Here is a 26,495-nt window from a genome sequence, read left to right as displayed (position 1 = left end):
GGAGGGGAAACGACAATTGACGAACACGTCCTCATAGAAGAAGAGCAGATAGAAATTTTTGAAGAAATTGAAGAAGCCGCCCAGGACCTAAGTCATGCTTCTAAAGAAAAAATAGCGGAAAAGTCTTTTGAAGGAACAATAGATGATGACAGCGGTGAAAATGAGATCGGAAATATCGATTCTGAATCCGAACCTGTAAAAGTTATAGTTGAACAGGACGATTTACACTTGCACACAACAGAAAATATTTCTTCTGCTGATTTCTTAACACAAGATGCGGGTTTAGTTACTACACCAGACATAACGGAAAATGTTTTTACGCCAGAGCGGGATATTGCCGAAAATATTACGCACCACGCTGCGTTAGATGATCAGCAGAAAGTTTCAAGGTACGATGATGATAAAATGCCTTACTCTTTCTTGTGGTGGCTGAGTAAGACGCGGAAAGAACATGCCGACAGTTATCAACCTTACGTAAGTTTTCAACTTGATACCAGCCAAAACATCAAGCGCAATACGGTAGACGAGTTGAGCACGCAAATAATTGAAAATATTTTTCATCTTCAATCACCTGTTGATGAACTAGAAAATGCACCTAAAACTGTTCCCTTTCAAGTTAAGCGTAAAGAAGATTTTATCGTAGAAAAATTCATTCGGGATGAACCGCAGATAAAGCCTCCTAAGTCTGATAAACTTGATAATGAGAATAAAGCACGAAAAAGTGCAGAAGATCCAAATGACCTTGTTTCAGAAACTTTAGCCCATATCTACACTGACCAAATGCTATTCTTCAAAGCAGTTGAGACTTACAAAAAATTAAGTTTGAAATTCCCGGAAAAAAGCACGTACTTTGCCGACCAAATTCGGGAATTAGAAAAGAAAATAAATTAAATAATATGTTATATACAATAGTTGTTCTTGCAATTATAGTTTGCGTCTTGTTGGTATTAATTGTGCTGATACAAAATCCCAAAGGCGGAGGCCTCTCTTCAGGATTTGCAGGATCGAATAATATTATGGGTGTGCAACGTACCGGTGACTTCCTCGAAAAAGGAACATGGGTTCTGGCTGTCAGCTTAATGGTATTAGCGCTTATGATTAACGTTGTTGTTGATAAGGGAGGAGCAGTCACTCAGGAAGGAAGGGAACTCCAGGAGATGATCAATAAGCCAGTTACAGCGCCGGCGCCTTCAAATATGACACTGCCTACCGCACCGGCAGATACGACGAAAAAATAAAATGAAATCTTTTAAAGAGGCCCTCTTACGGAGGGCCATTTTTTTATCCAAAGCTGACATTCAACTGACAGCATGACACCGTAACCTCCGAATTAAATGAGTCAACATTGTTAAAGAATGCAATTTTGACAAGAATTTGTTTGCTAGGGTATTTGGCATAATAAGTGACTGCTAAGAGACGTAAAATTCAACTAATTAAATACATAATAAAATATGGCATTAAATATTAAACCTAGCGCAGACCGGGTAGTTATAGAAGCTGCTGCTGCTGAAGAGAAGACAGCCTCAGGACTCTATATCCCTGATACTGCCAAAGAGAAACCACAAAAGGGAACAGTAGTAGCTGTTGGTCCTGGCAAATATGCAGAGCAAACCGGAAATTTAATCCCTATGCCTTACAAGGTTGGAGACGTTGTTTTATATGGTAAATACGCCGGTACAGAGATCACTCATGAGGGAAAAGAATATCTTATCATGCGTGAGGCCGATATTTTTGCAACTTTATAGTCATGGCGAGGTGTACCCTCAGAAATGAAAACCCAGTTTAAATAACATTAAAACCAAGGAGTCAGTTTATTAACTTAGTTCAATTACTAACTCCAACCTCAAAACTCTTTAAAAATGTCAAAACAAGTTAAATACAATGTTGAAGCACGTGATGCTCTGAAAAGAGGCGTGGATATTCTGGCTAATGCTGTTAAAGTAACTTTGGGACCAAAAGGCCGGAATGTAATTATCGATAAAAAATTCGGCTCTCCTTCTATCACTAAGGATGGTGTTACCGTTGCAAAGGAGATAGAATTGAAAGACCCCCTTGAAAACATGGGTGCTCAAATGGTCAAGGAAGTTGCTTCTAAAACTGCTGATATAGCAGGTGACGGAACCACCACTGCAACTGTCTTAGCTCAGGCTATTGTAACTGCAGGTATAAAAAACGTTGCAGCTGGAGCAAATCCAATGGATCTTAAGCGTGGTATCGACAAAGCTGTTTCAGCTGTCGTTGCAAACCTTAAAAGTCAGTCACAATCAGTTGGAGAAGACAATAACAAAATCAAACAAGTAGCTTCCATCTCAGCAAATAATGATGAGGTTATTGGAACCTTGATTGCTGATGCAATGGCAAAGGTTGGTAAGGATGGTGTTATTACTGTTGAAGAAGCAAAAGGAACTGAAACTGAAATGAAAACAGTTGAAGGAATGCAGTTTGACCGTGGTTACTTGTCTCCGTACTTTGTTACTAATGCTGACAAAATGGAGGTTGAGTTAGAAAATCCTTACATTCTAATTTATGATAAGAAGATTTCATCAATGAAAGAACTGCTTCCAGTACTTGAAAAACAAGTTCAAACTGGAAAACCACTTTTGATAATTGCAGAAGATCTTGATGGAGAAGCATTGGCGACTCTTGTGGTGAATAAGATTCGCGGATCTTTGAAAGTTGCAGCTGTCAAAGCCCCTGGTTTTGGAGATCGTCGTAAAGCTATGCTTGAAGATATCGCTATTTTAACTGGTGGTACGGTAATTTCTGAAGAAAGAGGATACAAACTTGAAAACGCTGATCTTACATATTTAGGAACGGCTGAGAAAGTTGTTGTTGATAAAGACAATACTATTGTTATTAACGGTGCAGGTAAGTCAGAAGATATAAAAGCACGCGTAAACCAGATCAAAGCTCAGGTTGAAACAACAACGTCTGATTATGATAAGGAAAAATTACAGGAACGTTTAGCCAAGCTTTCAGGTGGTGTTGCAGTACTATATGTTGGTGCAGCAACTGAAGTTGAAATGAAGGAAAAGAAAGACCGTGTTGATGATGCATTACATGCAACCCGTGCGGCTGTAGAAGAAGGTATTGTAGCAGGTGGTGGTGTTGCATTTATCCGTGCAGTTGAAGCTTTGGCAGATCTTAAAGGATTAAATGAAGATGAAAACACGGGTATTGCTATTATCAAACGTGCTATCGAAGAACCATTACGTCAGATCTGTGAAAATGCAGGTATTGAGGGTTCTATTGTCGTTCAAAAAGTTAAAGAAGGAACAGGTGATTTTGGTTATAATGCACGTACTGATGTGTATGAGAACCTAATTGGCGCTGGAGTTATTGATCCTACTAAAGTGGGTCGTGTAGCTTTGGAAAATGCCGCTTCAATAGCAGCAATGCTGTTAACTACTGAAGTAGTTTTAGCTGATGAGCCTGAAGAAAATTCTGGTGGTGGTCATATGCCTCCAATGGGTGGTGGTGGTATGGGTGGAATGATGTAATCATTCCCCATCGTATAATAAAAGGTCTTTTCGTAATCGAAAGGACCTTTTTTTGTAACCGACTTCCGTTTTCAACGACACTAATTCAACTCTTTTTTTATAAGGGGATACAATTTGTCTGCCCAATCCTTGTACATTTTATAGGAAGGATGAAGCCCGTCTGTTGAAGTATAGCTGTCATCGGTATCTGCGATTCTTGATGCAGCAGTTATTTCTACGTAATGGACATTTGCATTCTTTGATTCTTCTCTATTTACCTTGTTGTAAATATCAACAGATGCTGACTCCAGCTTTGTGTCTTTAAGTTTCCCAAAGGGTGTAACCGTCCAGTCTGGAATAGACAATACATAAACTGTAGCCCTCCCCCCTCTCGAATGGCTTATTGCCTTATTCAAGATTTCGACAAAGTGTGTTCTGTATTCATTAAGTGAGCTTTTTACATATTGGTTATTAACACCGATAAGCACAGTAACAAAGTCATATTTTTCTTTCAGGGGTTCGTTTTTCAGCGCCGCTAACAAATTTATTGTGGTCCATCCAGTGCTTGCTATTACATGTGGATTCTCCACTTTAAAACCCTCTGCCCGTAATTTATCCGCCAGTTGAAAAGGGAAAGATTCACTCTGAATCACTGCCTCGCCTGAAGTGTATGAATCTCCCAGAGCCAGAAATGTTTTCATTCCAAGGTGCTCTCCGCCTGAAGCGTCCACCTGCTTCCGGCAGGATGATACGGACAAAATCATAAATAAGCCTAATAGGAAATTCATTCTACAATTGCATTTCAAACAACCGGACAATATTTCTAACAAGTGCTTTCTTGACTTGTTCTAAATCCACCTCCATTTCCAGCTCCTTCTTCATTGAAGTTACAGCTTTATCATCAATACCGCACGGAATAATATTGTCGAAATAGTTCAGGTCAGTATTTACGTTAAACGCAAATCCATGCATGGTGACCCAACGGCTGCACCTGACACCAAGTGCGCATATCTTTCGTGCCTTCTCATTATCTGCGTCAAGCCACACACCAGTGTACCCCGGATAACGACCACTCTCAATCTCATATTCTGTAAGTGTATCGATCACAGCTTGCTCTAATGTCCGGAGATAGAGATGAATATCCGTAAAAAAATTATCCAGGTCAAGTATTGGGTAACCTACGATTTGCCCCGGACCATGATAAGTAATATCCCCCCCTCTGTTAATTTTGTAAAAACTGGCCTGTTTTTCTTTCAACCCCTCTTCGTCCAGGAGTAAATTTTTAGCCTCTCCACTTTTCCCGAGCGTAAAAACGTGGGGATGCTCAACAAGGATAAGGTGGTTTGGTACCGGGTTCTCGGAATTATTAGTCCTATTAGCGACTTTAGTATTTACCGTCGCAGAAAAAATCATTTCCTGCTTTTCCCAAGCAGCCTCATAGTCAAGAAGACCCCAATCCTGAAATATTACCTGTTTATTCTTGATCATTGTCGGCAACATAACCAATCATATATCCTTCAAATTTGTCGTAATTTACTGTATAGCCTTTGATCAATTTACCAATATCAAGACTTGCCTGAAATGATCCTTTACATGAATATATAAACGGTTGTATCCTGATGTGATCAAGAAAGCTGATATTTTTCTTCCCGTGTAATTTATAAATAGCCTCTTTTGCGCACCAGCAGACATACAAATGTTCAATACGGTCTGCCGATATGAAATCCAGTTCCTGCTGACTCAGAAACTTATGAGCTATTCGTTCTATCTTATCTTTAATTAGTTCAATGTCAATACCCACTGCCTTGGTTTTACTGACCATGACGGCAGCATAGTCAAAAGAGTGGCTCAGGGAAATAAAGTGGGGAAAATTAGTTAGGTAGGGCTTGCCACTTAAATCAACCCGGCAGTCTATATACTCATCTGTATTCATCATTCTCCGAAGGAGGACCCGGGTGCTGAGCCAATGCAGATTTCTCTTGCCATTAACTAGCGTATCCAAATAGGAAATCTCATGATGTTTTAGCTGCAGTTGAGCCATCAAATCCTCTGCACTTTCTTCAATTTTCCAAATAGCAAACGATGTTCCTGGGTCTAATTCTTTATGATAAACAAGCGACATTTTAAAAAATAAAATACCTGTAAAACTATCTCAAATTAATCATAATTTAGGCTAAATCTGAAATATTTATGATACTTTCCGACAAACTAATCCTTGAAGAAATCGACAAAGGAAATATTATTATCGAGCCCTTTAATAAAGACTGTCTTGGAACAAATTCCTATGACGTACATCTCGGCAAATATCTAGCCACATACAAAAACAGGGTGCTTGATGCAAAAGCTCATAATGAAATTGACCATTTTGAGATTTCAAAAGAAGGTTTCGTTTTGCAACCTAACACACTTTACCTGGGTGTTACACTAGAATATACAGAAACCCATAAGCATGTTCCTTTTCTGGAGGGTAAATCTAGTACAGGAAGGCTTGGAATAGATATTCACGCAACTGCTGGGAAGGGTGATGTCGGATTTTGCAATACCTGGACTTTAGAAATATCCTGTGCTCAGCCAGTAAAAATTTATGCAGGCATGCCTATTGGCCAACTAATTTACTTTGTTGTTGAGGGGGAAATTGAAACAATGTACAACACCAAAGGCAATGCGAAATACAATAATAAGACTACAAAACCGGTAGAAAGTATGATGTGGAAGAATTCCTTTTAAGGAAAGTCTTCGTAAAAAATAAGCTATACCGGATGTAATCACTCAATTTTTTCGTAAATTGAGTGATCTCATTCATGCGGTTCCCGAACCTGCGAAAAAAAACTCCAATGAACAGGCGCCTGCTGATATTATTTCCAATTATATTCCTAGTAATAACATTTGGCTTTATTCAGGAAGATGAGCCTCTCAAAAAGATAATTTCTCAGATTGAAAAATATCGGACTGATTATCCTCAGGAGAAAGTTCACCTCCACATGGATAAGCCGTATTATGCAATAGGGGATAATATCTGGTTTAAAGCTTATGTTGTAAATGCCGAAATAAACGAGCTGTCGGCACTCAGTAAAATTCTATATGTTGATCTGATAAACGATAAAGATTCCATTAAACAATCCCTGAAGTTACCATTAAACTTAGGTCTCGCCTCGGGAGATTTCACGCTGACCGATTCCTTGAAGGAAGGCAATTATCGTATCCGGGCTTATACAACCTGGATGCGGAATTTTGGCGAGGAGTATTTTTTTGACAAGACATTTACTGTTGGAAATTCTATATCAAACGCGATCCTGACCAATGTTAACTATACATTCAGCAAAACCGGCAATTCAGAAAGGGTTGTCGCGAATATTCAGTACACTGACATGGAAGGTAATCCCCTTTCTAGTAAAGAGGTAAACTATAATGTTAATTTGGATTTTAGAGATATTGCCAAAGGAAAAGGGATAACAGATTCCAGGGGTAATGTCCAGATAAACTTTACAAATAATCAACCTTTCATTTTAAAATCAGGGAAAATACTTACGAGTATAAGGCTCGACGAAAAAACTGCAGTATCCAAGAGTTTTCCTGTTAAGTCTACTTCAAGTCAGGCAGATGTGAAGTTTTTCCCGGAAAGCGGCGAGCTCGTAAACGGCATCCGGTCCAGGGTAGGATTTAAGGCAGTTGGCGCCGACGGACTTGGGATGACAGTTTCCGGTTATATCACCGACAAAGGAAATAACAAATTAACCGAATTTAAATCGGAACATGCTGGAATGGGTCATTTCCGATTAAATCCCCTCACTGACGAAATCTATACTGTGCATATAATATTTGAAGATGGGTCAGAAAAAAAATTCCCTCTTCCACGTGTGCTCCCCCGGGGTTATGTGTTAAGTATTACAAACACCAACCCGGATAAACTTATTGTTAACATAATAACCTCGGAAAATAGTCAACCTGACGCCAAATTTACTCTTGTCGCTCAAACCAATGGCCTTATTAATTTTGTTGCGAAGAACAAACTACAGGGCCAATCGTTTACAGCTGAGATCCCTAAAAGCCGTTTTCCAACCGGAATATTACAACTAACTCTTTTCTCCCCGACAAATGAGCCAGTTGCGGAACGACTCGTATTTATTAATCACTCCGATTTTTTAAAAATCAATTTAAGCACTACGAAGATAGTATTCGACAAACGGGAAAATGTCAGTCTAATGCTGGATGCAAAAGATTCAAAAGATAAACCTACTGTCGGAAGTTTTTCAGTTTCAGTCATAGACGAGACAAAAGTGCCCTTTAAGGAATCAGCAGAAACCACAATAATATCCAACCTATTACTAAGCTCTGACTTGAAGGGTTTTATTGAAGAACCAAACTATTATTTTACTGAAATCAATGAGGATAAAATCAGGCAGTTAGATATACTCTTGCTAACCCAGGGATGGCGACGCTTTGAATGGAAAAATATCCTTTCAAACTCATTCCCTAATCTGGCGTACCAGCCTGAGACTAACATGGAAATTAGCGGGCGTGTAAAGGCTTCAAACGGCAAGCCAGTCGTGGGAGGTAAAGTAACATTATTCTCCTCCGCAGGCGATGTCTTTCTGATTGATACTATTACAGACGTCAATGGCGAATTCAAGTTCCAGGATTTGAACTTCAGCGACAGCACTAAATTTATAGTCCAGGCAAGGAATGAAAAAGATCGCAAAAATGTAGAAATTCAACTAAACAGAATCCCAACTCAGCTTGTAACAAAGAACAAAAATGAAGCAATGCTTGAAGTTAACGTGAACCGGTCTATACTCCCATATCTTCAAAATAGTAAAAATCAATTCGATGAATTGCGTCGTTATGGAGTGATAGGAAGGAACATTATGTTAAGCGAAGTTAAGGTAACAGAGAAAAAACCGATCCTTAAATATTCCTCTAATCTAAATGGTGCTGGAAATGCAGACGCAATTATAAAAAGTGAAGATCTTCAAAATTGTGCCTTCATTTCGCAATGTCTGCAGGGAAGAATAGCAGGCATAATTGTGAGTAACGGAATAGTTTATTCATCAAGAAGCATGGGCAGTTCTTTCGGGGGACCTGTGCCTATGCAAATTGTTATTGATGGAATGATGGTAGAACCGGAATTTATTTCTTCAATTAATCCACAGGATGTAGAAAGTATAGAGATTTTAAAAAGCGGAGCTAATACCGCTATTTATGGAATGCGCGGCGGTGGTGGTGTCCTCGTAATTAACACCAAGCGAGGGGAGGTCAGCCGGGATTACAGGAGCTTTGCGCCGGGGATTATTAGTTATAATCCCAAAGGCTTGTATAAAGCACGCGAGTTTTATTCTCCAAATTATGCGGACCCTAAAATAAATTCAAAGATGGCAGATCTAAGGACAACTATTTATTGGAACCCTAATGTAGTTAGCGATTCTACAGGCAAAGCAAGTGTTGAATTTTACAACGGCGACGGTACAGGAAACTATAAAGCCATAGTTGAGGGCATAGACATCAACGGAAAGATCGGGAGACAAATTTTCAGGTACAGCGTTAAATAGACAATGAACACTATTCAAGTCAACATAAAAGATAAAGTGGCAGTCCTCCAGCTCGACAGAGGTCGATCAAATGCCATAAACGCCGAAATGGTTTCGGAGCTGAAACAAATGATACAGAATATCGGGAAAGATGATAATATTGCTGGATTAATTATTACAGGTAAAGAAGGTTTCTTTTCGGCCGGTTTGGACCTCATTGAACTCTATGATTATGATGAATCAAGTATCAGAAAGTTTTGGATTGACTTCCTGAATTTAGTTTCGGTTATGGTTGCCTTCCCGAAACCGATGGTTACAGCCATCAGTGGTCACAGTCCAGCGGGCGGCTGTGTTCTGGCTCTATGCGCCGACTACCGCGTAATGGCCGAAGGAAAGTTTATAATCGGTCTCAATGAAGTCCCGGTCGGAATAATTGTTCCTCAAGGCATTTTCCACCTGTATTCTTTCTGGCTTGGGAATGCAAAAGCGTATCGATATTTACTTGAGGGTAAATTAATGAATACAATAGAGGCATTGGCTTCAGGTCTTGTTGATGAACTGGTCAAATCGGAAAGTATTTTGCATGCTGCTGAGCGGCAGATCAAGAAGTATATTCAGATGGATTCTACAACATGGCAGCAAAGCAAAATTAATTTGCGGGCAGAACTACTTGAAAAAGTAAATGCCGACCAAACCGAAATGCTTGAAATTATGCTGAAACAATGGTGGTCGACTAGTACCCGTTCAATTTTAAGAACAATCATACAAAACTTACAGCAAAAATCGTCCTGATGTATAATCAACCAATGTTAAGAGAGGATGCTCTATCTGGAAAAACTATTATTGTAACTGGAGGAGGTACCGGACTGGGGCGTGCAATGAGCACCTATTTCCTCAAAATTGGAGCAAATGTGGTTATTACGAGTCGCAAACTCGATGTACTAACGAAGTCAGCTTCAGAAATGGAAGCCGAAACTGGAGGAAAAGTACTGCCCTTACAATGTGATGTAAGAAATCCTGAAGAAATCGAAGCGGTATTAAAAGCATCAATCACAGCATTTGGACAAGTTAACGGCTTATTGAACAATGCTGCAGGGAATTTTATTTCTCCCACCGAAAGGCTTTCCACAAACGCCTTTTCTACAATAATCGACATTGTATTGAAAGGGACCGCAAACTGTACAATGACTCTTGGAAAGCATTGGATAAAAGAAAAACAAGCCGGAACAATATTGAACATTGTCACTACTTATGCCTTCACGGGTTCCGGTTATGTTGTCCCTTCTGCATGTGCTAAAGGGGGGGTATTGGCTATGACACGTTCTTTGGCAGCTGAATGGGGCAAGTACGGAATCCGAACCAATGCAATTGCCCCGGGCCCATTTCCTACCAAAGGCGCTTGGGACAGACTGCTTCCCGGAGATATGGCTAAAAAATTTGATTTCAAAAACAGGGTGCCTTTGAAGCGTGTCGGAGAATACCAGGAACTGGCAAACCTTGCTGCATTTATGATGTCTGATTTTTCAGGATATATTAATGGGGAAATTATCACTATTGATGGCGGTGAATGGCTTCAGGGTGCCGGACAATTTAACGGACTTGAGGCAATTACACCTGAAATGTGGGATATGCTTGAAACAATGACCCGTTCTGCAAAAGGTAGCTAAAATGGAACTAAAAAGAGTAAACTTCTCCTCCGGAACCCAATGGGAAAATATAGTTGGATACAGCAGAGCGGTATGGATAGGTAACATCATTGAAGTTAAAGCCAATCTTTAATTTATCATTGAAATCAGTATCCAATCCGTATTTTTGTAAGATGGGAACACAGGTACAGGAAGAAACTCTGACACTTGAAGAAGTATTATCTGCGCTAAAAGTCAGCCACCGCCTTATTCTTTGGAACGATGATACGAACACTTTCGAGCACGTCATCCATTGCCTTGTGAAATACCTTGATTATACAGATAAACAAGCTGAACGAATTGCGTTGACAGTACATAATGATGGTAAGTGCATTATTTTGGAGGGTTCGTATACGGAAGTCGAAGTATACCGTAAAATACTTCAGCAGGAAGGCCTTACTGTTAGTGTTGAATAATCAAAAATAGCAACGTGCTAGAGCACTTTGACTTGCCTTGGTAGCGAATCTGAAGTTCAATACAATTTCATGTGACCCCTTTTCAACTCCGGCAAGTTTCGAGGTAGTGAAGTCATAAGAATAGCCAAGCTGAATGTTAGGTGTCACCTGCAACTCTGCAATTATATCGAATGAATCCATTGACCTAAGAGATCCGCCAAGCCAAAGCGTTTCCTTAAGCAAAAAATTAGCGTTTACATCTAATTGAACAGGCGATCCGCTAACATACTTTACCAAAACATTAGGTTTGAACTTTATATCTGGCCCCAGATTAGCTAGATATCCACCCTGCATTATATAATGTGGTTTATATGCTGTCTCCGAAGGTGAATCTCCGCCCAGATCCCGGTAATAGAAAAAAGGTGAGGAAATCCCTGCATAAAATTTTTCAGAGAATAACATCAGTCCTGCACCGAAATTCCCACGCATTGAGCTCTGATCTGCAAATACCGGATCCGATGATGCTGTGGCACTTCCAGTTAAGCTATACTCACCTACATATTTACTAATTCCACCATTGACTCCCAGTGCCAGATAAGTCCCTTCCTGTAGTTGAACGCGATGAGCTAGGGTAGCAAATGCACCGTTTTCGCTGATCACCTCACCTATTTGATCGCGCATTAAAATCAAACCCATTGAGGTATTTGAGGATTTTATGGGGCTGTGAACCGAGAAGGTTTGTGTATTAGGCGCACCTTTGAATCCAACCCATTGCTGACGTGCCAGGGCGGTAACATTGAGTGATTCGTCAATAGCAGAATAGGCAGGATTAATGACCAACCCGTTGAACATATACTGTGTAAACATGGCTTTCTGCTGTGCATTTGCAGAACCTATTCCTGCGGCCACCAACATGGAAGCCACAAACAGAAAAATAAGCCATTTTGAAGTAATGCACATTTAGAATGAATTTTAAGATCAATTACTTTTTTACTGATTATTAAGTTGATAGGCCGTCTTTAATTCTTCTACGTCAGGAAAATCAAATAGTTACGTAAATAAGTGTGGGCTAAGCACATTTTAATATCATATAAATTGGCTTAATTTGCTCTGTGTATTATTGGGATGAAAATCCAATACCAATACGCAATTATGAGACGTAATAATCAGCTGCACAGGAATTTGGCGATAGATAAATGTTTTAGTAAGTTCATAATTCTTTAACTCCTAATAAATATTCAGCTCAACGCAAATTGCCTATTATGAAATACCCCGCAGTCACAAACTTTATTCAAGGAAGATTTACTGGTAACTCCGGAAGAGAAATGTTAGATGTGATATCGCCGCTTGATGGAAGTCTTCTTTCGACTGTTCCACTGTCAAAATCTATAGATCTTGACACAGCAGTTTCATCTGCTACGACGGCTTTCAAAACCTGGGGCAAGATGCCAATCAAAGAACGGGTACAGGTTTTCTTCAGATTTAAGTCGCTTTTAGAGAAATACAAAAAGGAGCTGGCAAATCTTGTTTCAGAAGAAAATGGCAAAACGCCGGATGAAGGTCTGGCGGAAATAGAAAAATCAATTGAGCTCACCGAGTTTGCCTGCTCCCTTCCCCAGCTGGTTACCGGGGAATTATTAGAAGTTAGCAGAGGAATTGAATGTCGGACGGAACGTGTTCCTTTGGGTGTGGTCGCGTCGATTGTTCCTTTTAATTTCCCAAGCATGGTTCCTTGCTGGACAATACCCAATGCTATAGCCCTTGGAAACTGTATGATCATAAAACCATCCGAAAAAGTGCCCTTGAGTATAGGTCGCATCGCCGAACTACTTAAGGAAGCAGGATTGCCTGATGGTGTATTAAATGTTGTTCACGGAAATAGCGAAATTGTTGACTCAATATGCGATCATCCGAATATCGAAGCTGTTTCATTCGTAGGCTCGACCAAGGTTGCAAAAATAGTTTATAGGCGGGCCACACAGAATCTCAAAAGATGTCTGGCCCTTGGGGGAGCTAAAAATCATTTACTGGTTTTACCAGATGCCATCCCCGACATGACTGCCCAAAATATTACGGCTTCAATGAGCGGATGTGCCGGCCAGCGTTGTATGGCTGCATCAGCTATGATTGCCGTTGGAGAAGTGGATCATATCATCGAAAGACTTTGTGCTGAAGCGAGAAAAATGGTTCCTGGTGAAAATCTTGGCGCAGTAATTAACAAAGAGTCGAAAGCTCGCATTGAGAATTATATAAGCCAGGCTGAGAAAATGGGAGCCAGAGTTCTTGTTGATGGTAGAAATAAGGTAGTAGCGGGCAAGGAAAATGGCACATATATAGGTGCAACAATTATTGATTATGTAACACCGGATATGTCAGTAGCAAAAGAAGAGATTTTTGGGCCGGTGATTAGCATTATGCGAACCAAAACTCTTGAGGAAGCTCTGATTATTGAGAATAACAATCCTTACGGAAATGCTGCATCGGTATTTACCCAAAATGGCGCCGCAGCCCGGTACGTCATTGAACATGCGAGTGCTGGTATGGTTGGTGTTAATGTGGGAGTACCTGTGCCTCGTGAACCTTTCTCTTTTGGAGGATGGAATGAAAGTCGATTTGGTGTAGGTGATATAACGGGTAAAAGTTCGATTGAGTTTTGGACTAAATTGAAAAAATCCACTACAAAATGGAATCCTCAGGCAGGTGTGAATTGGATGAGCTAATTCAATGAAATATTGAGTTGAGAACATCCATAAAAAAGGCAAAGGAAAACTTTATAAAATTTTATGTCAAAGGTCATTAATGCGAGTAACACGAGAGAAATTATTCAGGATAACCTGGATTATACCCTGTTTTCCTGGAGTAAGCAAAAAGGTATAAATCCAATTGCTGTTAAATACGGCAAGGGCGTTTACCTCTATGATTATGATGGCAAGAGATATATAGATTTTTCATCTGGCTTAATGAACGTTAATATCGGCCACGGTGATCAAAGGATCACAGATGCCGTTTTGAAACAGATGCAGGAAGTAAGTTATGTGACTCCCTCCTGCGTTACAGAAGTACGCGGAATGTTGGGAAAAAAACTTGCGGAAATATGCCCTGGCGATCTGAACAAAGCTTTTTTTACACTCTGCGGGGCGAGTTCTATTGAAAACGCAATAAAAGTGGCCCGGCTGCACACCGGCAGGCATAAGATTCTCGCACGGTATCAATCCTACCATGGATCAAGTTATGGAGCGATGTCTGCAGGCGGAGATCCCCGTAGGCTTGCAGCCGACTCGCAGCAAGCGCCAAACTTTGTACATTTTGATATCCCTGAGACGTACCGGTGGGAATATGGCGATGAACAATTGCTCAAAGAGTCTGTAAATCAGTTAGAACGCATAATTGCGTTCGAAGGACCTGGAAATATTGCTGCCATTCTGCTGGAAAGCGAATCCGGCACATCAGGGTGTCTTAAATACCCTCAAGGTTATTTGAAGCATGTAAGGCGGATTTGTGATGAACACGGCATCCTTTTAATTTCAGATGAAGTTATGAGCGGCTTTGGCAGAACGGGAAAATGGTTTGGGTTCCAGAACCACGATATTATTCCTGACATGATTGTAATGGCTAAAGGATTGACTTGCGGATATCTTCCTCTCGGATGTTTAATGCTCTCAGACCGCATTGCTGCAAAATATGACGATGCCGTTCTCCCCATTGGGCTGACCTATTCCGCACATCCTGTGAGTTGCGCGGCGGCATTAGCTACACTTCAAATTTACGAAAATGACAACCTGATCGAAAACGCTGCAGCCATGGGCCGGTATGTAAACGAACAGGTGGTATTATTACGGGAAAAACATCCCAGCATTGGCGATTGGAGAAACACCGGTTTGCTCGGGTGCCTGGAATTAGTAAAAAATAGGGAAACGAAAGAGCCTTTGGCGCCATTCAATGCACAGGGAGAAGATATGTTAGTCATGAATAAAGTGGCTGCAAAAATAAAAGAATCAGGTATGTACACTTTCGTGCGATGGAATTACATATTTATTGCACCCCCACTAATTGTAACAAAGAACGAAATCGATGAAGGAATTGCCATTATATCGGAAGCATTAAAAATTGCTGATAATTCGCTAAATTGATATATTAAATAAATCCATTCGCAATCGCTAAGTTCTCATTCCAATGGTTTGCCCGGGATATGAATAACATGAGTTCGTAATGGAAAACACTGAGTATGAAAATTTAAAGAAAGGAGAATAATTTTGTCAGTCCTCATTAAAAATGGCCGCATTATTACCGCATCTGAAGATTATATAGCAGATATTTTCATCGATGGCGAAGTCGTAAATACAATAGGAAAGGATTTGCGCCTGCAGGCCGATCAGGTCATTGATGCAGCAGGAATGATGATCTTCCCCGGTGGTATCGACCCTCATGTTCATCTTGACATGCCGTTTATGGGAACTTTCTCCAGTGATAGTTATGAAACGGGAACACGTGCAGCTCTTTTCGGTGGTACAACAATGGTAATCGATTTCGTCTTGCAAACACAGGGGAATTCCCTCAAAAACGCCTTAGCAGATTGGCGATCCAGAGCGGATGGGAATGCAGTGGGAGACTACAGTTTCCATATGGCTGTAACCGATTTCAATCCAGAAACAAGGCTGGAGATAAGAGAAATGATAAATGAAGGTATCACATCTTTCAAAACTTTTATGGCCTACAAAGGATCGCTGATGGTGGACGATAGGCAAATGGTTGGCCTGATGGAAGAAGTTAAAAAACAGGGAGGCATAGTTACTACTCATGCAACCAACGGCGATATGATCGATTTTCTGATAGCAAAACATCGCTCAGAAGGAAAACTTTCACCCTTGTATCATTATCTGTCTCAACCAGAAGTTACAGAATCAGAAGCATCTGCAAGGTTTGCCGATATGATCGGCTATACAAAAAGCCCTGGCTATATAGTTCACATGACCTGTCAGGGCGCCTTAGACGCTATTCGAAATTCAACTTTCCGGAATCAAAAAGTTTTCGCAGAAACTTGTATACAATATCTAACACTCGACGCTTCTCTGTACGAAAATGACTTTGAAGGAGCGAAGTGGGTGATGAGCCCTCCCCTGCGGAAGAAAAAAGATCAAGCTGCTCTATGGGCCGGGTTGAATCAGGGTCTGATACAGGTGGTAGCAACCGATCATTGTCCGTTCACATGGAACCAAAAACAAATGGGCAAGGCTGATTTTTCAAAAATCCCTAACGGACATCCGGCCATTGAGCATAGAATGGAGCTATTATTTTCCGAGGGGGTTCATTCTGGCATGATCAGTCTTAACAAATACGTGGAAGTGTCCAGCACCAATGCCGCGAAAATATTTGGTATGTTCCCTCAGAAAGGCACAATAGGGATTGGTTCTGATGCCGATCTGTTGATCTTTGATCCTGATAAAGAACATGTGATTTCTGTTGACACACATCATATGAACACAGATTACTCTGCTTATGAAGGCTGGAAAGTAAAAGGAAAAGTCAAAACCGTTTTGTTGAGAGGAAAAGTAGTGATAGACAATAATAATTGCCTGGTTAAAAAAGGTAATGGAAGATTTATTAAACGTAAAAAAGTAAACGGGATCATTTAATCCCTAAAACATTGCAATTATGCCAAGAAAGATAAAATCCGGCCTTATCCAAATGAGCCTCGCAAAGACGGAGGGTGAAGGTACAATTGAGGAGATCAAAGATTCGATGCTGAAAAAACACATCCCATTTATTGAGAAAGCTGGGGAGCAGGGTGTCCAGGTCTTATGTTTGCAGGAGATTTTCAACACCCCTTATTTTTGCCCGGGACAAGACAAAGCCTGGTATGATTCGGCCGAAAGTGTACCCGGCCCAACTACAGATCTCATGGCAGAATATGCAAAAAAGTATAATATGGTAATGATTGTGCCAGTTTATGAAAAAGAACAAGCTGGGTTTTTCTATAATACCGCTGCTGTTATTGATGCTGATGGCACTTACCTGGGCAAATACCGAAAAAATCACATCCCACATACGACGGGTTTCTGGGAAAAATTTTTCTTTAAGCCTGGTAACCTTGGATATCCCGTATTTCAAACCGCGTATGCAAAGATTGGAGTATACATCTGTTATGATAGACATTTCCCTGACGGTGCGCGCGTGCTGGGGCTGAACGGAGCAGAAATAGTGTATAATCCTTCAGCAACGGTAGCAGGCCTCTCACAATATTTATGGAAACTGGAGCAACCGGCCCATGCTGCTGCAAACGGATACTTTATGGGCTGCATCAATCGGGTAGGCGAAGAAAAACCCTGGAACCTCGGGAGGTTTTACGGAACATCCTATTTTGTTGATCCGAGGGGGCAAATATTCGCACAAGCGTCAGAGGATAAAGATGAGCTTCTGGTTTCAGAATTTGATCTCGACATGATCGAAGAGGTGCGGAACACCTGGCAGTTTTTTCGCGATCGGCGACCGGAAACTTATGGTAAGTTAACGGAACTTTAATATGGCAATATCTGAAGGCAGGCTTTCGAAAGAGGGTTACAATTCCAATTTCCAGGATATCAACCCTCCGTTTGAAAATTATACCGCGGCAGCTGTTGAGGCTAACCGCTGCCTTTTCTGTTATGACGCGCCTTGCATGAAATCATGCCCAACGAGCATTGATGTTCCAAAATTCATAAAACAGATCTCCACGGAAAATATAAAAGGCTCTGCTCATACAATTTTCTCTTCGAACATAATGGGCGGCGGGTGCTCGAAAGTATGTCCAGTGGAAAAGCTCTGTGAAGGTGCTTGTGTCTATAATCTTCTTGAAGAAGAACCCATTCAAATTGCCCGTCTTCAGAGATATTCGACGGAGATAGCAATAAGAGAAAGATGGGGACTATTTACCCGAAAAGCTTCCACTGGTAAAAAAGTAGCAATTGTAGGAGCTGGGCCCGCTGGCTTATCTTGTGCGCACGTTCTATCCCGGGAGGGTGTTGATGTAACGATTTTCGAAAAACAAAATAAAGGCGGCGGACTTATCACATACGGTATTGCGGCATATAAAGTGACTCCAGAATTTTGTCAGGAAGAAGTAGATTACATTCTCTCCATAGGCGGAATAGAAATTAGATACGGGCAAACCCTTGGAAAGGATATCTTTCTAAACGACTTAGAGGAAAACTTCCATGCTGTTTTCCTGGGCATGGGAGTAGGATTGACACGAAAGCTAGGCATCCCCGGTGAGGAACTGAATGGTATTGCTGATGCAATAGATTTTATTTACGATATCCGTACCAAGCCATTTGAAAAAATTCCAGTAGGAAACAAAGTGGCTGTGATTGGGATGGGGATGACCGCAATTGACGCTGCTACTCAGGCAAAACGACTTGGCGCTGAAGAAGTGACATTAGTTTATCGCCGCAGCCAGGCGGAGATGCCCTGTACAGAAACAGAGCTCAATATTGCCAAATTAGATGGTTGTAAAATAATTTGGCAGGCAGCACCCAGGGAGATCACGGGCTTTGAGGGAAAAGTAAACAGTCTAATCTGCGATCTTATGTCTTTGGATTCTTCTATTCCCGGAGATCGTAGATCACCAAAGCCTACAGGTCAGACAATTCAATTGGATGTTGACATGATAATCAAGGCTACGGGCCAATTACCCTTCGAAGAGCTTGTAGATAAAAATGAATTTATTCATAAGAGCGGACGAATAATGGTCGACGATCAGCATGAAACTTCCATCGCATCCATTTTCGCAGGTGGCGATTGTGTAAATGGGGGGAAAGAAGTTGTGGACGCCGTACAGGCAGGCAAGGAGTCAGCAGCAGGCATTTTGAATTTTCTTAAGGTCATACCTATCCCGAACGAGCCCCTCATAATAAATCCACTAAAACTTTAACTCAGAAAAATGGCAGATCTATCATCAAACTTTCTGGGAATTAAGTCTCCCAACCCATTTTGGCTGGCCAGTGCTCCCCCTACAGATAAAAAAATAAATGTATTGCGCGCCCTGGAGGCAGGATGGGGAGGCGTTGTATGGAAAACATTAGGCTCACAAGTCAAAAACGTATCGTCACGTTACTCTGCGGTAAATTTTAATGGCGGAAAAGTGATGGGATTTAATAATATTGAACTAATTTCAGATCGGCCTTTACAAATAAATCTTGACGAGATCAGGGAAGTCTTGCGACTATTCCCCGACCGGGCGATGGTTGTTTCATTAATGGCAGACAACACCCGTGAATGCTGGCATGAACTCATAAAAAAAGTAGAGGATACCGGTGCGCACGGACTGGAGCTAAATTTTGGTTGCCCTCACGGCATGACTGAAAGAGGAATGGGAGCATCTGTTGGGCAGGATCCAGAGATTGCCCGGATGGTAGTTGAATGGGTAATGGAATGCGCAACGATTCCTGTAATTACAAAGCTTACTCCAAATGTTCATTCTGTGGTTCCTACAGGAAAAGCAGTGGTTGAAGCTGGAACAAATGCCCTCTCATTGATCAACACAATTCAGTCTGTTACCGGAATTGATCTGGATACACTTGTTCCTAATCCAAATGTTGCGGGTAAATCTGTTTTCGGAGGTTATTGCGGTCCTGCGGTAAAACCCATCGCATTGAAATTTGTAACAACCTTAGGTCAGGATCCAACAACCAGCAGAGTTCCTATCTCTGGAATCGGGGGCGTTAACAGCTGGAAAGACGCAGTTGAATTCATGTTGTTGGGAGCCCTTAATGTCCAGGTATGTACCGCGGTAATGACTCGGGGCTTCAGGATTATTGAAGACCTTTGTGAAGGGTTAAATAATTGGATGGACGAGAAAGGTTTTGAGCATACAACAGATTTTATAGGCAAATCGCTTCCGGTTATGACTAACTGGGAGGAGCTGGATATCAACTACCACATCGTTGCACATATCAATCAGGAAAAGTGCATTCATTGTGGCCTGTGTTTTATTGCCTGTGAAGACACCGCCCATCAGGCAATAAATTTAGCTTACGGAACGCCTTATAATACCTATTCAATTAAAGAACCAGAATGCGTCGGCTGCAATCTGTGCTCCCTGGTCTGTCCTGTCGATAACTGCATTACGATGGTTGAACAGCGTAAAGGCGAAGAATACCTGAATTGGAAAGAGTTCCAGAAAAGAGGATTACCTTTGAATGATCACTGATGAATGGAAAAGTGTAATTACTATTTTCTTAATTTCTTCATTTGCTAATTCTCGATACCTGCACCAGGCCCTCATCATTCACACTATATGTATTCTCATCAGCACTGATGTAAACCATGAACTGCCCGCTGGTGGCTTCCATCCATAATTTATTATCTCTCGAATCAACTTCTAATATTAAATCACTGATGCCTAAATCTTTCAAGTCCTTAGCATAGGACTTGTTCTTTTGAAAATATTCTTTTTGCAGGTAGTAAACGAGCCAGAGATGTTTCTTTTGCTTTTCGCTATAAGGAATGATATAATCCGCCGAAGCTTTTCCCACTTCAGGCTTACTAAAGAACAAGTAACCCCATCTCTCCGGATAATGCATATTGATCACTCCCTGCGGAGACCACACCCAGTTATGTTCAGGAAGATTTCTTCCATTCGCACCCTTTAACTTGACGTATTTACCTTCTTTGACTTCAACATCCCATTCCACTCTTGAGAAGTCTATCCTCCAGAATTCTCCATCAGTTGGAACCTTGGCCTCATTACCCATTGTTACAGCCATAAAAGGGATAAACATTTCAACAGTCCAGCCTATATCGGCATCGTTAGGATTATTTAATGTTCCCTGAATATTGATCGCAGTCTTCATGCCAGGAGTGTTGTAGGCAAACATTGCTCCGCTGCCATTACGATATGGTTTGGGCATAAATAAATCGAATATCGTATTTTCTGCATTTATTTCTATCTCATAATAGCGATGAGTGTCATTGTCAGGATCGATGAAAACCTCAAAGTCATTATCATAAAAAACAATTTCATCGTGTTTATTTAGATAAGCCCATACATGTGGTTCCAGCAGTTCCGCTGCGATGTAGAGGCCTTCGGCCGTCCACGTCATTTTCGCGCGGGTATTCCAGGTCGGAGCTGGCTTACTGTCCCCCTCGATATCTTTGAAATATTCTGTCCACGCTGCATTCTGCCATGCCGCTTCGTCTATTTTACCATCGATCACTGGAGGAGTAGCTGTGAAAAGGGCATTATACTGACGAGGAGTTGTGAAAAGCGCTTCTTTACCTGAGAAAACTGATTGTGCACTAACGAATCCGTTTAATAGCACAAGCAGTAATATCGTAGCATAAGTTCTTGATGACAGGAATATTGAAATCACAATGAAAGTTTTAATGCTGGCAGGAATTTAAGAAGATTTATTTAATAAGCCGCAAAACATCGCTTTCACTCCTTCAAAATTTAGCAGATATGGATCAACCATTTAGCATTGTATTACAAATCAAACCGTAGTGCAAAAATCGTGTGAGGCTAACTACCTGTTCTGACATTTTATATATTTGTTGCAACCATTATAAACACTTATTCACTAAACTATTCTGATCTTGCACCTATATACATTAGATTCGAACAAGGTCACAATAAATCACCACTATTAAAAACCCAACTTAAATAAATGAAAAAATCGATAGGAATACTATCCGTTTCTCTACTATTGTCGGTCAGCATTGCATTTTCACAAGTTAAGTACCCAGTAATTGAAAACATAATAAAAGAGGCAACACAAAACTCGCAGTTAAAAAAGTTAGCTCATGAGTTAACAGACGGAGTTGGTCCTAGGTTAGTAGGAACGCCTCAAATGAAACAGGCTCACGATTGGGCAGTTTCCAAATATCAAAGCTGGGGAGTAAGTGCAAAAAATGAAAAATGGGGTGAATGGCGCGGATGGGAACGCGGTGTGTCGCATATTGATATGGTTTATCCGAGGGTGAAGTCACTGGAAGGTATGCAACTCGCCTGGAGCCCTTCAACAAATGGCAAATCGGTTACTGCTGAAACAATAATCCTGGGAAATGCCTCTGATTCACTTGCTTTTCAAAAGTGGCTTCCGTCGGTAAAGGGAAAGTTTGTTTTGATTTCAATGAATCAACCTACCGGTCGCCCTGATTATAATTGGCAAGAGTTTGCCACAAAAGAGTCTTTCGATAAAATGAAAGCTGAGCGTACTGTAGAAACAGCAGCGTGGAGGAGCCGTATATCTAAAACTGGTTTAAGTAACAGAAATCTCGCACTTGCGCTAGAGAAAGCCGGAGCAGCTGGAATTGTAGCTTCTAATTGGTCGTCGGGTTTTGGTGTAAATAAGATATTCAGTGCTAATACAACGAAAATTCCCACAGTTGATATATCCCTGGAGGACTATGGTTTAATATACCGTCTTACAGAATCGGGTGTCAACCCTAAAATAAGTGTTAGAGCAGATTCAAAAGAACTGGGACTTGTTCCAACGTTCAATACTATTGCCGAGATTCGTGGATCTGAAAAGCCTGAAGAATATGTCATGTTATCTGCACATTTCGATTCCTGGGATGGTGGAACAGGTGCTACAGATAATGCAACCGGAACAATAACAATGCTTGAAGCAATGAGGATTTTGAAGAAGGTTTATCCTAACCCAAAACGGACTATCCTGGTGGGCCATTGGGGAAGCGAAGAACAGGGTTTAAATGGTTCAAGAGCATTCGTAGAAGATCATCCTGAAATTGTGAAGAACATTCAGGCACTGTTCAACCAGGACAATGGAACAGGAAGAGTTGTAGACGTGTCAGGGCAAGGATTTTTAAACGCTTATGATTATCTGGGGCGTTGGTTAAGTCCGGTTCCAGTAGGCATAAGCTCTCAAATCCAGTCAAATTTTCCGGGCTCACCAGGTGGCGGTGGTTCTGATTATGCTTCTTTCGTGGCTGCAGGAGTGCCAGCGTTTTCTCTAAGTTCCCTAGGATGGTCTTACGGCAACTATACCTGGCACACCAACCGGGATACTTATGATAAGATTGTTTTTGATGATGTTCAGAATAACGCAATCTTGACAGCAATTTTAGTTTATATGGCTAGTGAAGATCCAGCAAAAACATCACGCGAAAAAAGTATACTCCCTATAAGTCCAAGGACAGGCCGCCCTTCTGAATGGCCAGTTCCGCGTTCACCAACCCGTAAAGGCGGAGTTAATTAAGGATGACGCTTTTAGAACAAAGCATCCTAAAAAATAAAACTAAGTTATTCAATAGCGTAGTCTAAAGGATTACGCTATTGATTAACACAAACTGGCTTATTCAGAAACGCTATTAATCTGAATTAGCTATAACACCAATAAACCTGAACATCTAAGCGTGTTCATTGCCTTTCCATACCAAAATGGCTCAATGTCCTGACCCACGACCTTTTCAAAGTCATCTTTAATTTTTTGAAAGGTTAATCGATGGGACTTTTCTGTGCTGATATCTTCAAGGAATTTAATTAGCCAGTCGGAATAGATATTGTCAATTTGAACACTGAACTGTGATTTTTTGTCAAAAAATTTAAAGTCAGCAATTTCCCACTGCTTACCTTTTCTTTGCTTTGTAAAATAAGTAACAATGGGCTTCGACCCCAGCCATACCAGCTTTGCATCGGATCTTACTAAAAAAATGTCCTCCCGTGCAATTGCATTCTCAATAAAGCCCACATTAACTTTGGTACTAGGAACCTTATGGTCGAACCAATATTGCAAAGGGTGTTCAAAGCATATCCCATGCATATAATTGAACAGGGATTTTTTTAAGCCATAACTGAATAATTCATGGTTTGCACCCTGAGTATCAATATGAACAATATCGTTATTTGCAAAACTGCCTTCCGATGACGTTGTTTTTGAAACATTGAACTTTTCCGGGAACATTCCAACCGGGCTATGGGCAGTCATTGCAAACTGATGCCAAAATGCGGATTGCAAGACACCGGCTTCAAACATCTGACGTACCATCTCTAATGAGTCAATTGTCTCCTGAGTAGTTTGGGTAGGAAATCCATACATCAGATAGGCATGGACCATTATTCCAGCCTGCGTAAAATTATGTGTAACCCTGGCAACCTGTTCAACGGTAATACCTTTTTTTATAAGTTCTAATAGTCTGTCAGAAGCCACTTCAAGCCCCCCGGAAATAGCAACACAACCTGAAGCCTTTAATAAGATACATAGATCCTTAGTAAAGCTTTTTTCAAATCGGATGTTGGTCCACCATGTAACTGTAAGTTTCCTCTTTAAAATTTCCAGTGCCAAAGAACCCATTAGTGCGGGTGGTGCAGCTTCATCAACAAAATGAAACCCATTTTCACCGGTTTGAAGAATCATCTCTTCTATTCTGTCGCAAAGCAAACCTGCTGCAATGGGTTCGTATACTTTTATGTAATCCAGAGAGATATCGCAGAAAGTACATTTTCCCCAATAGCATCCATGAGCCATGGTAAGTTTATTCCATCTTCCATCACTCCACATTCTATGCATCGGGTTAACAATCTCAATAACTGAAATGTATTGATTCAGAGGCAAATCAGAGTAGTCAGGAGTGCCAACTTCAAATTGCTTGTAATCCCTCGAAGGGCTCGCATTACTATAAGTTACAATGCCGTCTATCAGCACAAATGTCCTCTTAAGTTCCGTTATCCCTCGTTTACCATCCAAAAGTTCAATGAGGTGCTCCATTGGTGCTTCTCCATCATCAAGGCATATAAAATCAAAGAACTCGAATACCCGAGGATCAGAAATCGAGCGCAATTCGGTGTTGGGAAATCCACCTCCCATCGCAATTCTAACCTCTGGAAAATTTTTCTTTATCCATTGTGCCGAGCGGAATGCAGAATACAGATTGCCCGGAAAGGGCACAGAAAAAGAAACTAATTGAGGATTTATTACCTGCATTTTTAATTCGAGAACGTCTTGATGTAAATGATCGACATAGGTGTTCTCCTGCTGAAGGGAATAGTAGAGATCATCAAAGCTTGCGGCAGATCTGCCAAGGCGCTCAGCATATCTGCTGAATCCGAAATTAGCGTCGACACATTCAACTATTAAATCTGAAATATCCTCAAGATAAAGAGTAGCGAGATGTTTCGCCCTGTCCTGATTTCCCATGGTTCCAAATGCCCAGTCCAGTTCCTCCATCTGTTCAAATCTGGAGGCCTCCGGAAGAAAATCCTCCATACAGATCAAATGAGATAATGTTGGATTATTTCCCTGAAGGAATAAAATTACTGCGTCAATAGATTGAATATAATGATCTTTTAAGGCTATAATACGTTCTGCATTGGCAGTTAACGGATTTGGGTAATTCTTGACTTCCTCAAAAATATTTTTCAATCCTTCCCGCGAGAACAATTTCAAAATCACCTCAATCCCAAGATCAGCCTGAACAGATGGAATATTCTTTGTGTTAAGGAAACCCTTCAAATATGCCGTTGCCGGGTACGGTGTATTTAACTGAGTGAAAGGTGGGGTGATTAATAATACTTTAGTCACTGGGTGGTACTGTTCTGTCTACAAAAATATCCTTATTATTTGAGATAACGAATTTGGGTTTTTTAACTATCTTACGAAGGAAGACATTTGTAGAGTGAATGGAATTCGAATGGGCGCATCTCCAAACCTTATTAAATACAATTTGTTAGATAATATATAATCCAACAACCAACATTATGAAGAAAAAATCACTGTGGCTAATTTTACCTCTATTTGTGGGAGTAATGGCAGCCTGCACAAACACAAACGACACCAATTCTACTCAAGATTCATCCATGCATGTTGATAGTATGGCGATGGATACTACATCGGGTATGAACGGCATGACAGCGAATGCGCATGCTGATATCGCTGCTACTAAAACAGATACATCTGGAAGCGGGCGTGTTGAATTAATAAAAAAAGATGATGGAACTGTAGAGATGAGCCTAAGCCTTAACTTTCCAAAAATGGCTAATAAAACAGTAGCAGTCCATTTCCATGAACATGGCGATTGCGGGGATGCCGGCAAGGGTGCTCACGGGCACTGGAATCCGACAAACGAAGCGCACGGCAAATGGGGTTCGGCAGCATATCATTCGGGAGATATCGGAAATGTTCAATTAAATGCAGAGGGTGCTGGTACTGTGACTGTATCGTCGAACAGGTGGACAATCGGTGGTGACGAAAAAACAAATTTACTTGGACGCGCTGTAATTGTGCATTCCGGCGTGGATGATTATAAAACCCAGCCAACGGGAAATGCAGGAAGCAGAATTGGCTGCGGAGTGATATCAGGAAATTAATTTCCAGAAGCCCTAAATATGAAAATGCTTTCGATAAACGGAGGCATTTTTCATATTCGCCAAAGTGTGTCAGAAAATCAATTCAGGTCCTTTTTGTATCTTTGCAGATT

The 26,495-nt window shown here is 41.0% G+C and carries 23 protein-coding genes; 17 read left to right on the top strand and 6 right to left on the bottom strand.

All coding sequences use genetic code 11. From position 1 onward, the window contains the following. The 4 genes from ACLL8Z_RS05985 to groL all read left to right on the top strand — a co-directional run. A partial coding sequence (locus ACLL8Z_RS05985; RefSeq protein WP_411273856.1) for a hypothetical protein occupies positions 1–891 on the top strand: 891 nt, incomplete at its 5' end. Positions 892–896: 5 nt separating this feature from the next. Continuing rightward, positions 897–1,238, top strand: a complete 342-nt coding sequence (gene secG, locus ACLL8Z_RS05980) for a preprotein translocase subunit SecG (RefSeq protein WP_411273855.1) — start codon at positions 897–899, stop codon at positions 1,236–1,238. Between the two features lie 213 nt (positions 1,239–1,451). Next, a complete protein-coding gene (gene groES, locus ACLL8Z_RS05975) occupies positions 1,452–1,745 on the top strand; it encodes a co-chaperone GroES (protein ID WP_340380197.1) in 294 nt (97 codons plus the stop codon). A gap of 114 nt (positions 1,746–1,859) precedes the next feature. Beyond that, on the top strand, positions 1,860–3,500 hold the full coding sequence (groL, locus tag ACLL8Z_RS05970; protein WP_411273854.1) for a chaperonin GroEL: 1,641 nt from the start codon (positions 1,860–1,862) through the stop codon (positions 3,498–3,500). Between the two features lie 80 nt (positions 3,501–3,580). Here groL and ACLL8Z_RS05965 read toward each other — a convergent pair whose 3' ends face one another. The 3 genes from ACLL8Z_RS05965 to ACLL8Z_RS05955 are packed head-to-tail and all read right to left on the bottom strand — an operon-like array spanning position 3,581 to position 5,601. Further along, positions 3,581–4,267: an SGNH/GDSL hydrolase family protein gene (locus ACLL8Z_RS05965; protein ID WP_411273853.1), complete on the bottom strand. Its 687-nt coding sequence runs from the start codon at positions 4,265–4,267 to the stop codon at positions 3,581–3,583. Between the two features lies 1 nt (position 4,268). Continuing rightward, positions 4,269–4,967 (bottom strand): lipoyl(octanoyl) transferase LipB, encoded by a 699-nt coding sequence (lipB, locus tag ACLL8Z_RS05960; RefSeq protein ID WP_411273852.1) that lies wholly within the window; start codon positions 4,965–4,967, stop codon positions 4,269–4,271. Then, on the bottom strand, positions 4,954–5,601 hold the full coding sequence (locus tag ACLL8Z_RS05955) for a 4'-phosphopantetheinyl transferase family protein (RefSeq protein WP_411273851.1): 648 nt from the start codon (positions 5,599–5,601) through the stop codon (positions 4,954–4,956). Before ACLL8Z_RS05955 ends, lipB begins: the two co-directional genes overlap by 14 nt. Positions 5,602–5,669: 68 nt before the next feature. Here ACLL8Z_RS05955 and dcd point away from each other — a divergent pair, with 68 nt between their 5' ends. The 5 genes from dcd (at position 5,670) to ACLL8Z_RS05930 (ending at position 11,105) form a co-directional block, all read left to right on the top strand. Then, the gene (gene dcd, locus ACLL8Z_RS05950) at positions 5,670–6,206 is read left to right on the top strand and encodes a dCTP deaminase (protein ID WP_411273850.1); all 537 of its coding nucleotides are present in this window, start codon (positions 5,670–5,672) and stop codon (positions 6,204–6,206) included. Positions 6,207–6,313: 107 nt separating this feature from the next. Further along, complete coding sequence (locus tag ACLL8Z_RS05945) at positions 6,314–9,025, top strand: TonB-dependent receptor plug domain-containing protein (protein WP_411273849.1); 2,712 nt, start codon at positions 6,314–6,316, stop codon at positions 9,023–9,025. A gap of 3 nt (positions 9,026–9,028) precedes the next feature. After that, positions 9,029–9,796, top strand: a complete 768-nt coding sequence (locus ACLL8Z_RS05940) for an enoyl-CoA hydratase/isomerase family protein (protein WP_411273848.1) — start codon at positions 9,029–9,031, stop codon at positions 9,794–9,796. After that, a complete protein-coding gene (locus ACLL8Z_RS05935; RefSeq protein ID WP_411273847.1) occupies positions 9,796–10,671 on the top strand; it encodes an SDR family oxidoreductase in 876 nt (291 codons plus the stop codon). The genes ACLL8Z_RS05940 and ACLL8Z_RS05935 overlap by 1 nt, the downstream gene beginning before the upstream one ends. A 152-nt stretch (positions 10,672–10,823) precedes the next feature. Then, complete coding sequence (locus ACLL8Z_RS05930; protein ID WP_411273846.1) at positions 10,824–11,105, top strand: ATP-dependent Clp protease adaptor ClpS; 282 nt, start codon at positions 10,824–10,826, stop codon at positions 11,103–11,105. Here the strand turns inward: ACLL8Z_RS05930 and ACLL8Z_RS05925 are convergent, their stop codons facing one another. After that, complete coding sequence (locus tag ACLL8Z_RS05925; protein WP_411273845.1) at positions 11,106–12,044, bottom strand: type IX secretion system membrane protein PorP/SprF; 939 nt, start codon at positions 12,042–12,044, stop codon at positions 11,106–11,108. Between the two features lie 302 nt (positions 12,045–12,346). Here ACLL8Z_RS05925 and ACLL8Z_RS05920 point away from each other — a divergent pair, with 302 nt between their 5' ends. The 6 genes from ACLL8Z_RS05920 (at position 12,347) to preA (ending at position 20,268) form a co-directional block, all read left to right on the top strand. Beyond that, on the top strand, positions 12,347–13,804 hold the full coding sequence (locus tag ACLL8Z_RS05920) for a CoA-acylating methylmalonate-semialdehyde dehydrogenase (protein ID WP_411273844.1): 1,458 nt from the start codon (positions 12,347–12,349) through the stop codon (positions 13,802–13,804). A 63-nt stretch (positions 13,805–13,867) separates the two neighbouring features. Beyond that, positions 13,868–15,214, top strand: coding sequence for an aminotransferase class III-fold pyridoxal phosphate-dependent enzyme (locus ACLL8Z_RS05915; RefSeq protein WP_411273843.1), 1,347 nt, complete (start codon positions 13,868–13,870; stop codon positions 15,212–15,214). 123 nt (positions 15,215–15,337) lie between these two features. Then, entirely contained in the window at positions 15,338–16,717 is a 1,380-nt protein-coding gene (gene hydA / locus ACLL8Z_RS05910) for a dihydropyrimidinase (protein WP_411273842.1), read from the top strand. A gap of 19 nt (positions 16,718–16,736) precedes the next feature. Further along, the gene (locus tag ACLL8Z_RS05905; RefSeq protein WP_411273841.1) at positions 16,737–17,603 is read left to right on the top strand and encodes a nitrilase-related carbon-nitrogen hydrolase; all 867 of its coding nucleotides are present in this window, start codon (positions 16,737–16,739) and stop codon (positions 17,601–17,603) included. A 1-nt stretch (position 17,604) separates the two neighbouring features. After that, positions 17,605–18,990 (top strand): NAD(P)-dependent oxidoreductase, encoded by a 1,386-nt coding sequence (locus ACLL8Z_RS05900; RefSeq protein WP_411273840.1) that lies wholly within the window; start codon positions 17,605–17,607, stop codon positions 18,988–18,990. Between the two features lie 9 nt (positions 18,991–18,999). Continuing rightward, entirely contained in the window at positions 19,000–20,268 is a 1,269-nt protein-coding gene (gene preA, locus ACLL8Z_RS05895) for an NAD-dependent dihydropyrimidine dehydrogenase subunit PreA (protein WP_411273839.1), read from the top strand. A 37-nt stretch (positions 20,269–20,305) separates the two neighbouring features. On the opposite strand, the gene ACLL8Z_RS05890 is transcribed toward preA, so the two are convergent. Next, complete coding sequence (locus tag ACLL8Z_RS05890; protein WP_411273838.1) at positions 20,306–21,430, bottom strand: carbohydrate-binding family 9-like protein; 1,125 nt, start codon at positions 21,428–21,430, stop codon at positions 20,306–20,308. A 294-nt stretch (positions 21,431–21,724) separates the two neighbouring features. On the opposite strand from ACLL8Z_RS05890, the gene ACLL8Z_RS05885 reads away from it, so the two are divergent. Continuing rightward, positions 21,725–23,278 (top strand): M20/M25/M40 family metallo-hydrolase, encoded by a 1,554-nt coding sequence (locus ACLL8Z_RS05885; protein WP_411273837.1) that lies wholly within the window; start codon positions 21,725–21,727, stop codon positions 23,276–23,278. Positions 23,279–23,404: 126 nt separating this feature from the next. On the opposite strand, the gene ACLL8Z_RS05880 is transcribed toward ACLL8Z_RS05885, so the two are convergent. Next, the gene (locus ACLL8Z_RS05880) at positions 23,405–25,600 is read right to left on the bottom strand and encodes a B12-binding domain-containing radical SAM protein (protein ID WP_411273836.1); all 2,196 of its coding nucleotides are present in this window, start codon (positions 25,598–25,600) and stop codon (positions 23,405–23,407) included. Positions 25,601–25,776: 176 nt separating this feature from the next. On the opposite strand from ACLL8Z_RS05880, the gene ACLL8Z_RS05875 reads away from it, so the two are divergent. After that, positions 25,777–26,385 carry a superoxide dismutase family protein gene (locus ACLL8Z_RS05875; RefSeq protein WP_411273835.1) on the top strand — a complete coding sequence of 203 codons (609 nt, stop codon included), beginning with the start codon at positions 25,777–25,779 and terminating at the stop codon, positions 26,383–26,385. Positions 26,386–26,495: the final 110 nt, after the last annotated feature.

The organism is Daejeonella sp. (assembly GCF_046590655.1).
Lineage (GTDB): Bacteria > Bacteroidota > Bacteroidia > Sphingobacteriales > Sphingobacteriaceae > Daejeonella.
This window is presented reverse-complemented; position numbering and strand designations above follow the sequence as displayed.

What these genes read in the sequence shown, in the direction of transcription:
- ACLL8Z_RS05945 (WP_411273849.1), top strand. Translation starts at nt 6,314, where the DNA reads ATGAACAGGCGCCTGCTGATATTATTTCCAATTATATTCCTAGTAATA.
- ACLL8Z_RS05885 (WP_411273837.1), top strand. Translation starts at nt 21,725, where the DNA reads ATGAAAAAATCGATAGGAATACTATCCGTTTCTCTACTATTGTCGGTC.
- ACLL8Z_RS05920 (WP_411273844.1), top strand. Translation starts at nt 12,347, where the DNA reads ATGAAATACCCCGCAGTCACAAACTTTATTCAAGGAAGATTTACTGGT.
- ACLL8Z_RS05925 (WP_411273845.1), bottom strand. Translation starts at nt 12,044, where the DNA reads ATGTGCATTACTTCAAAATGGCTTATTTTTCTGTTTGTGGCTTCCATG.
- ACLL8Z_RS05905 (WP_411273841.1), top strand. Translation starts at nt 16,737, where the DNA reads ATGCCAAGAAAGATAAAATCCGGCCTTATCCAAATGAGCCTCGCAAAG.
- ACLL8Z_RS05930 (WP_411273846.1), top strand. Translation starts at nt 10,824, where the DNA reads ATGGGAACACAGGTACAGGAAGAAACTCTGACACTTGAAGAAGTATTA.
- ACLL8Z_RS05935 (WP_411273847.1), top strand. Translation starts at nt 9,796, where the DNA reads ATGTATAATCAACCAATGTTAAGAGAGGATGCTCTATCTGGAAAAACT.
- dcd (WP_411273850.1), top strand. Translation starts at nt 5,670, where the DNA reads ATGATACTTTCCGACAAACTAATCCTTGAAGAAATCGACAAAGGAAAT.
- ACLL8Z_RS05965 (WP_411273853.1), bottom strand. Translation starts at nt 4,267, where the DNA reads ATGAATTTCCTATTAGGCTTATTTATGATTTTGTCCGTATCATCCTGC.
- preA (WP_411273839.1), top strand. Translation starts at nt 19,000, where the DNA reads ATGGCAGATCTATCATCAAACTTTCTGGGAATTAAGTCTCCCAACCCA.
- ACLL8Z_RS05915 (WP_411273843.1), top strand. Translation starts at nt 13,868, where the DNA reads ATGTCAAAGGTCATTAATGCGAGTAACACGAGAGAAATTATTCAGGAT.
- ACLL8Z_RS05940 (WP_411273848.1), top strand. Translation starts at nt 9,029, where the DNA reads ATGAACACTATTCAAGTCAACATAAAAGATAAAGTGGCAGTCCTCCAG.
- ACLL8Z_RS05875 (WP_411273835.1), top strand. Translation starts at nt 25,777, where the DNA reads ATGAAGAAAAAATCACTGTGGCTAATTTTACCTCTATTTGTGGGAGTA.
- groL (WP_411273854.1), top strand. Translation starts at nt 1,860, where the DNA reads ATGTCAAAACAAGTTAAATACAATGTTGAAGCACGTGATGCTCTGAAA.
- lipB (WP_411273852.1), bottom strand. Translation starts at nt 4,967, where the DNA reads ATGATCAAGAATAAACAGGTAATATTTCAGGATTGGGGTCTTCTTGAC.
- secG (WP_411273855.1), top strand. Translation starts at nt 897, where the DNA reads ATGTTATATACAATAGTTGTTCTTGCAATTATAGTTTGCGTCTTGTTG.
- ACLL8Z_RS05955 (WP_411273851.1), bottom strand. Translation starts at nt 5,601, where the DNA reads ATGTCGCTTGTTTATCATAAAGAATTAGACCCAGGAACATCGTTTGCT.
- groES (WP_340380197.1), top strand. Translation starts at nt 1,452, where the DNA reads ATGGCATTAAATATTAAACCTAGCGCAGACCGGGTAGTTATAGAAGCT.
- ACLL8Z_RS05900 (WP_411273840.1), top strand. Translation starts at nt 17,605, where the DNA reads ATGGCAATATCTGAAGGCAGGCTTTCGAAAGAGGGTTACAATTCCAAT.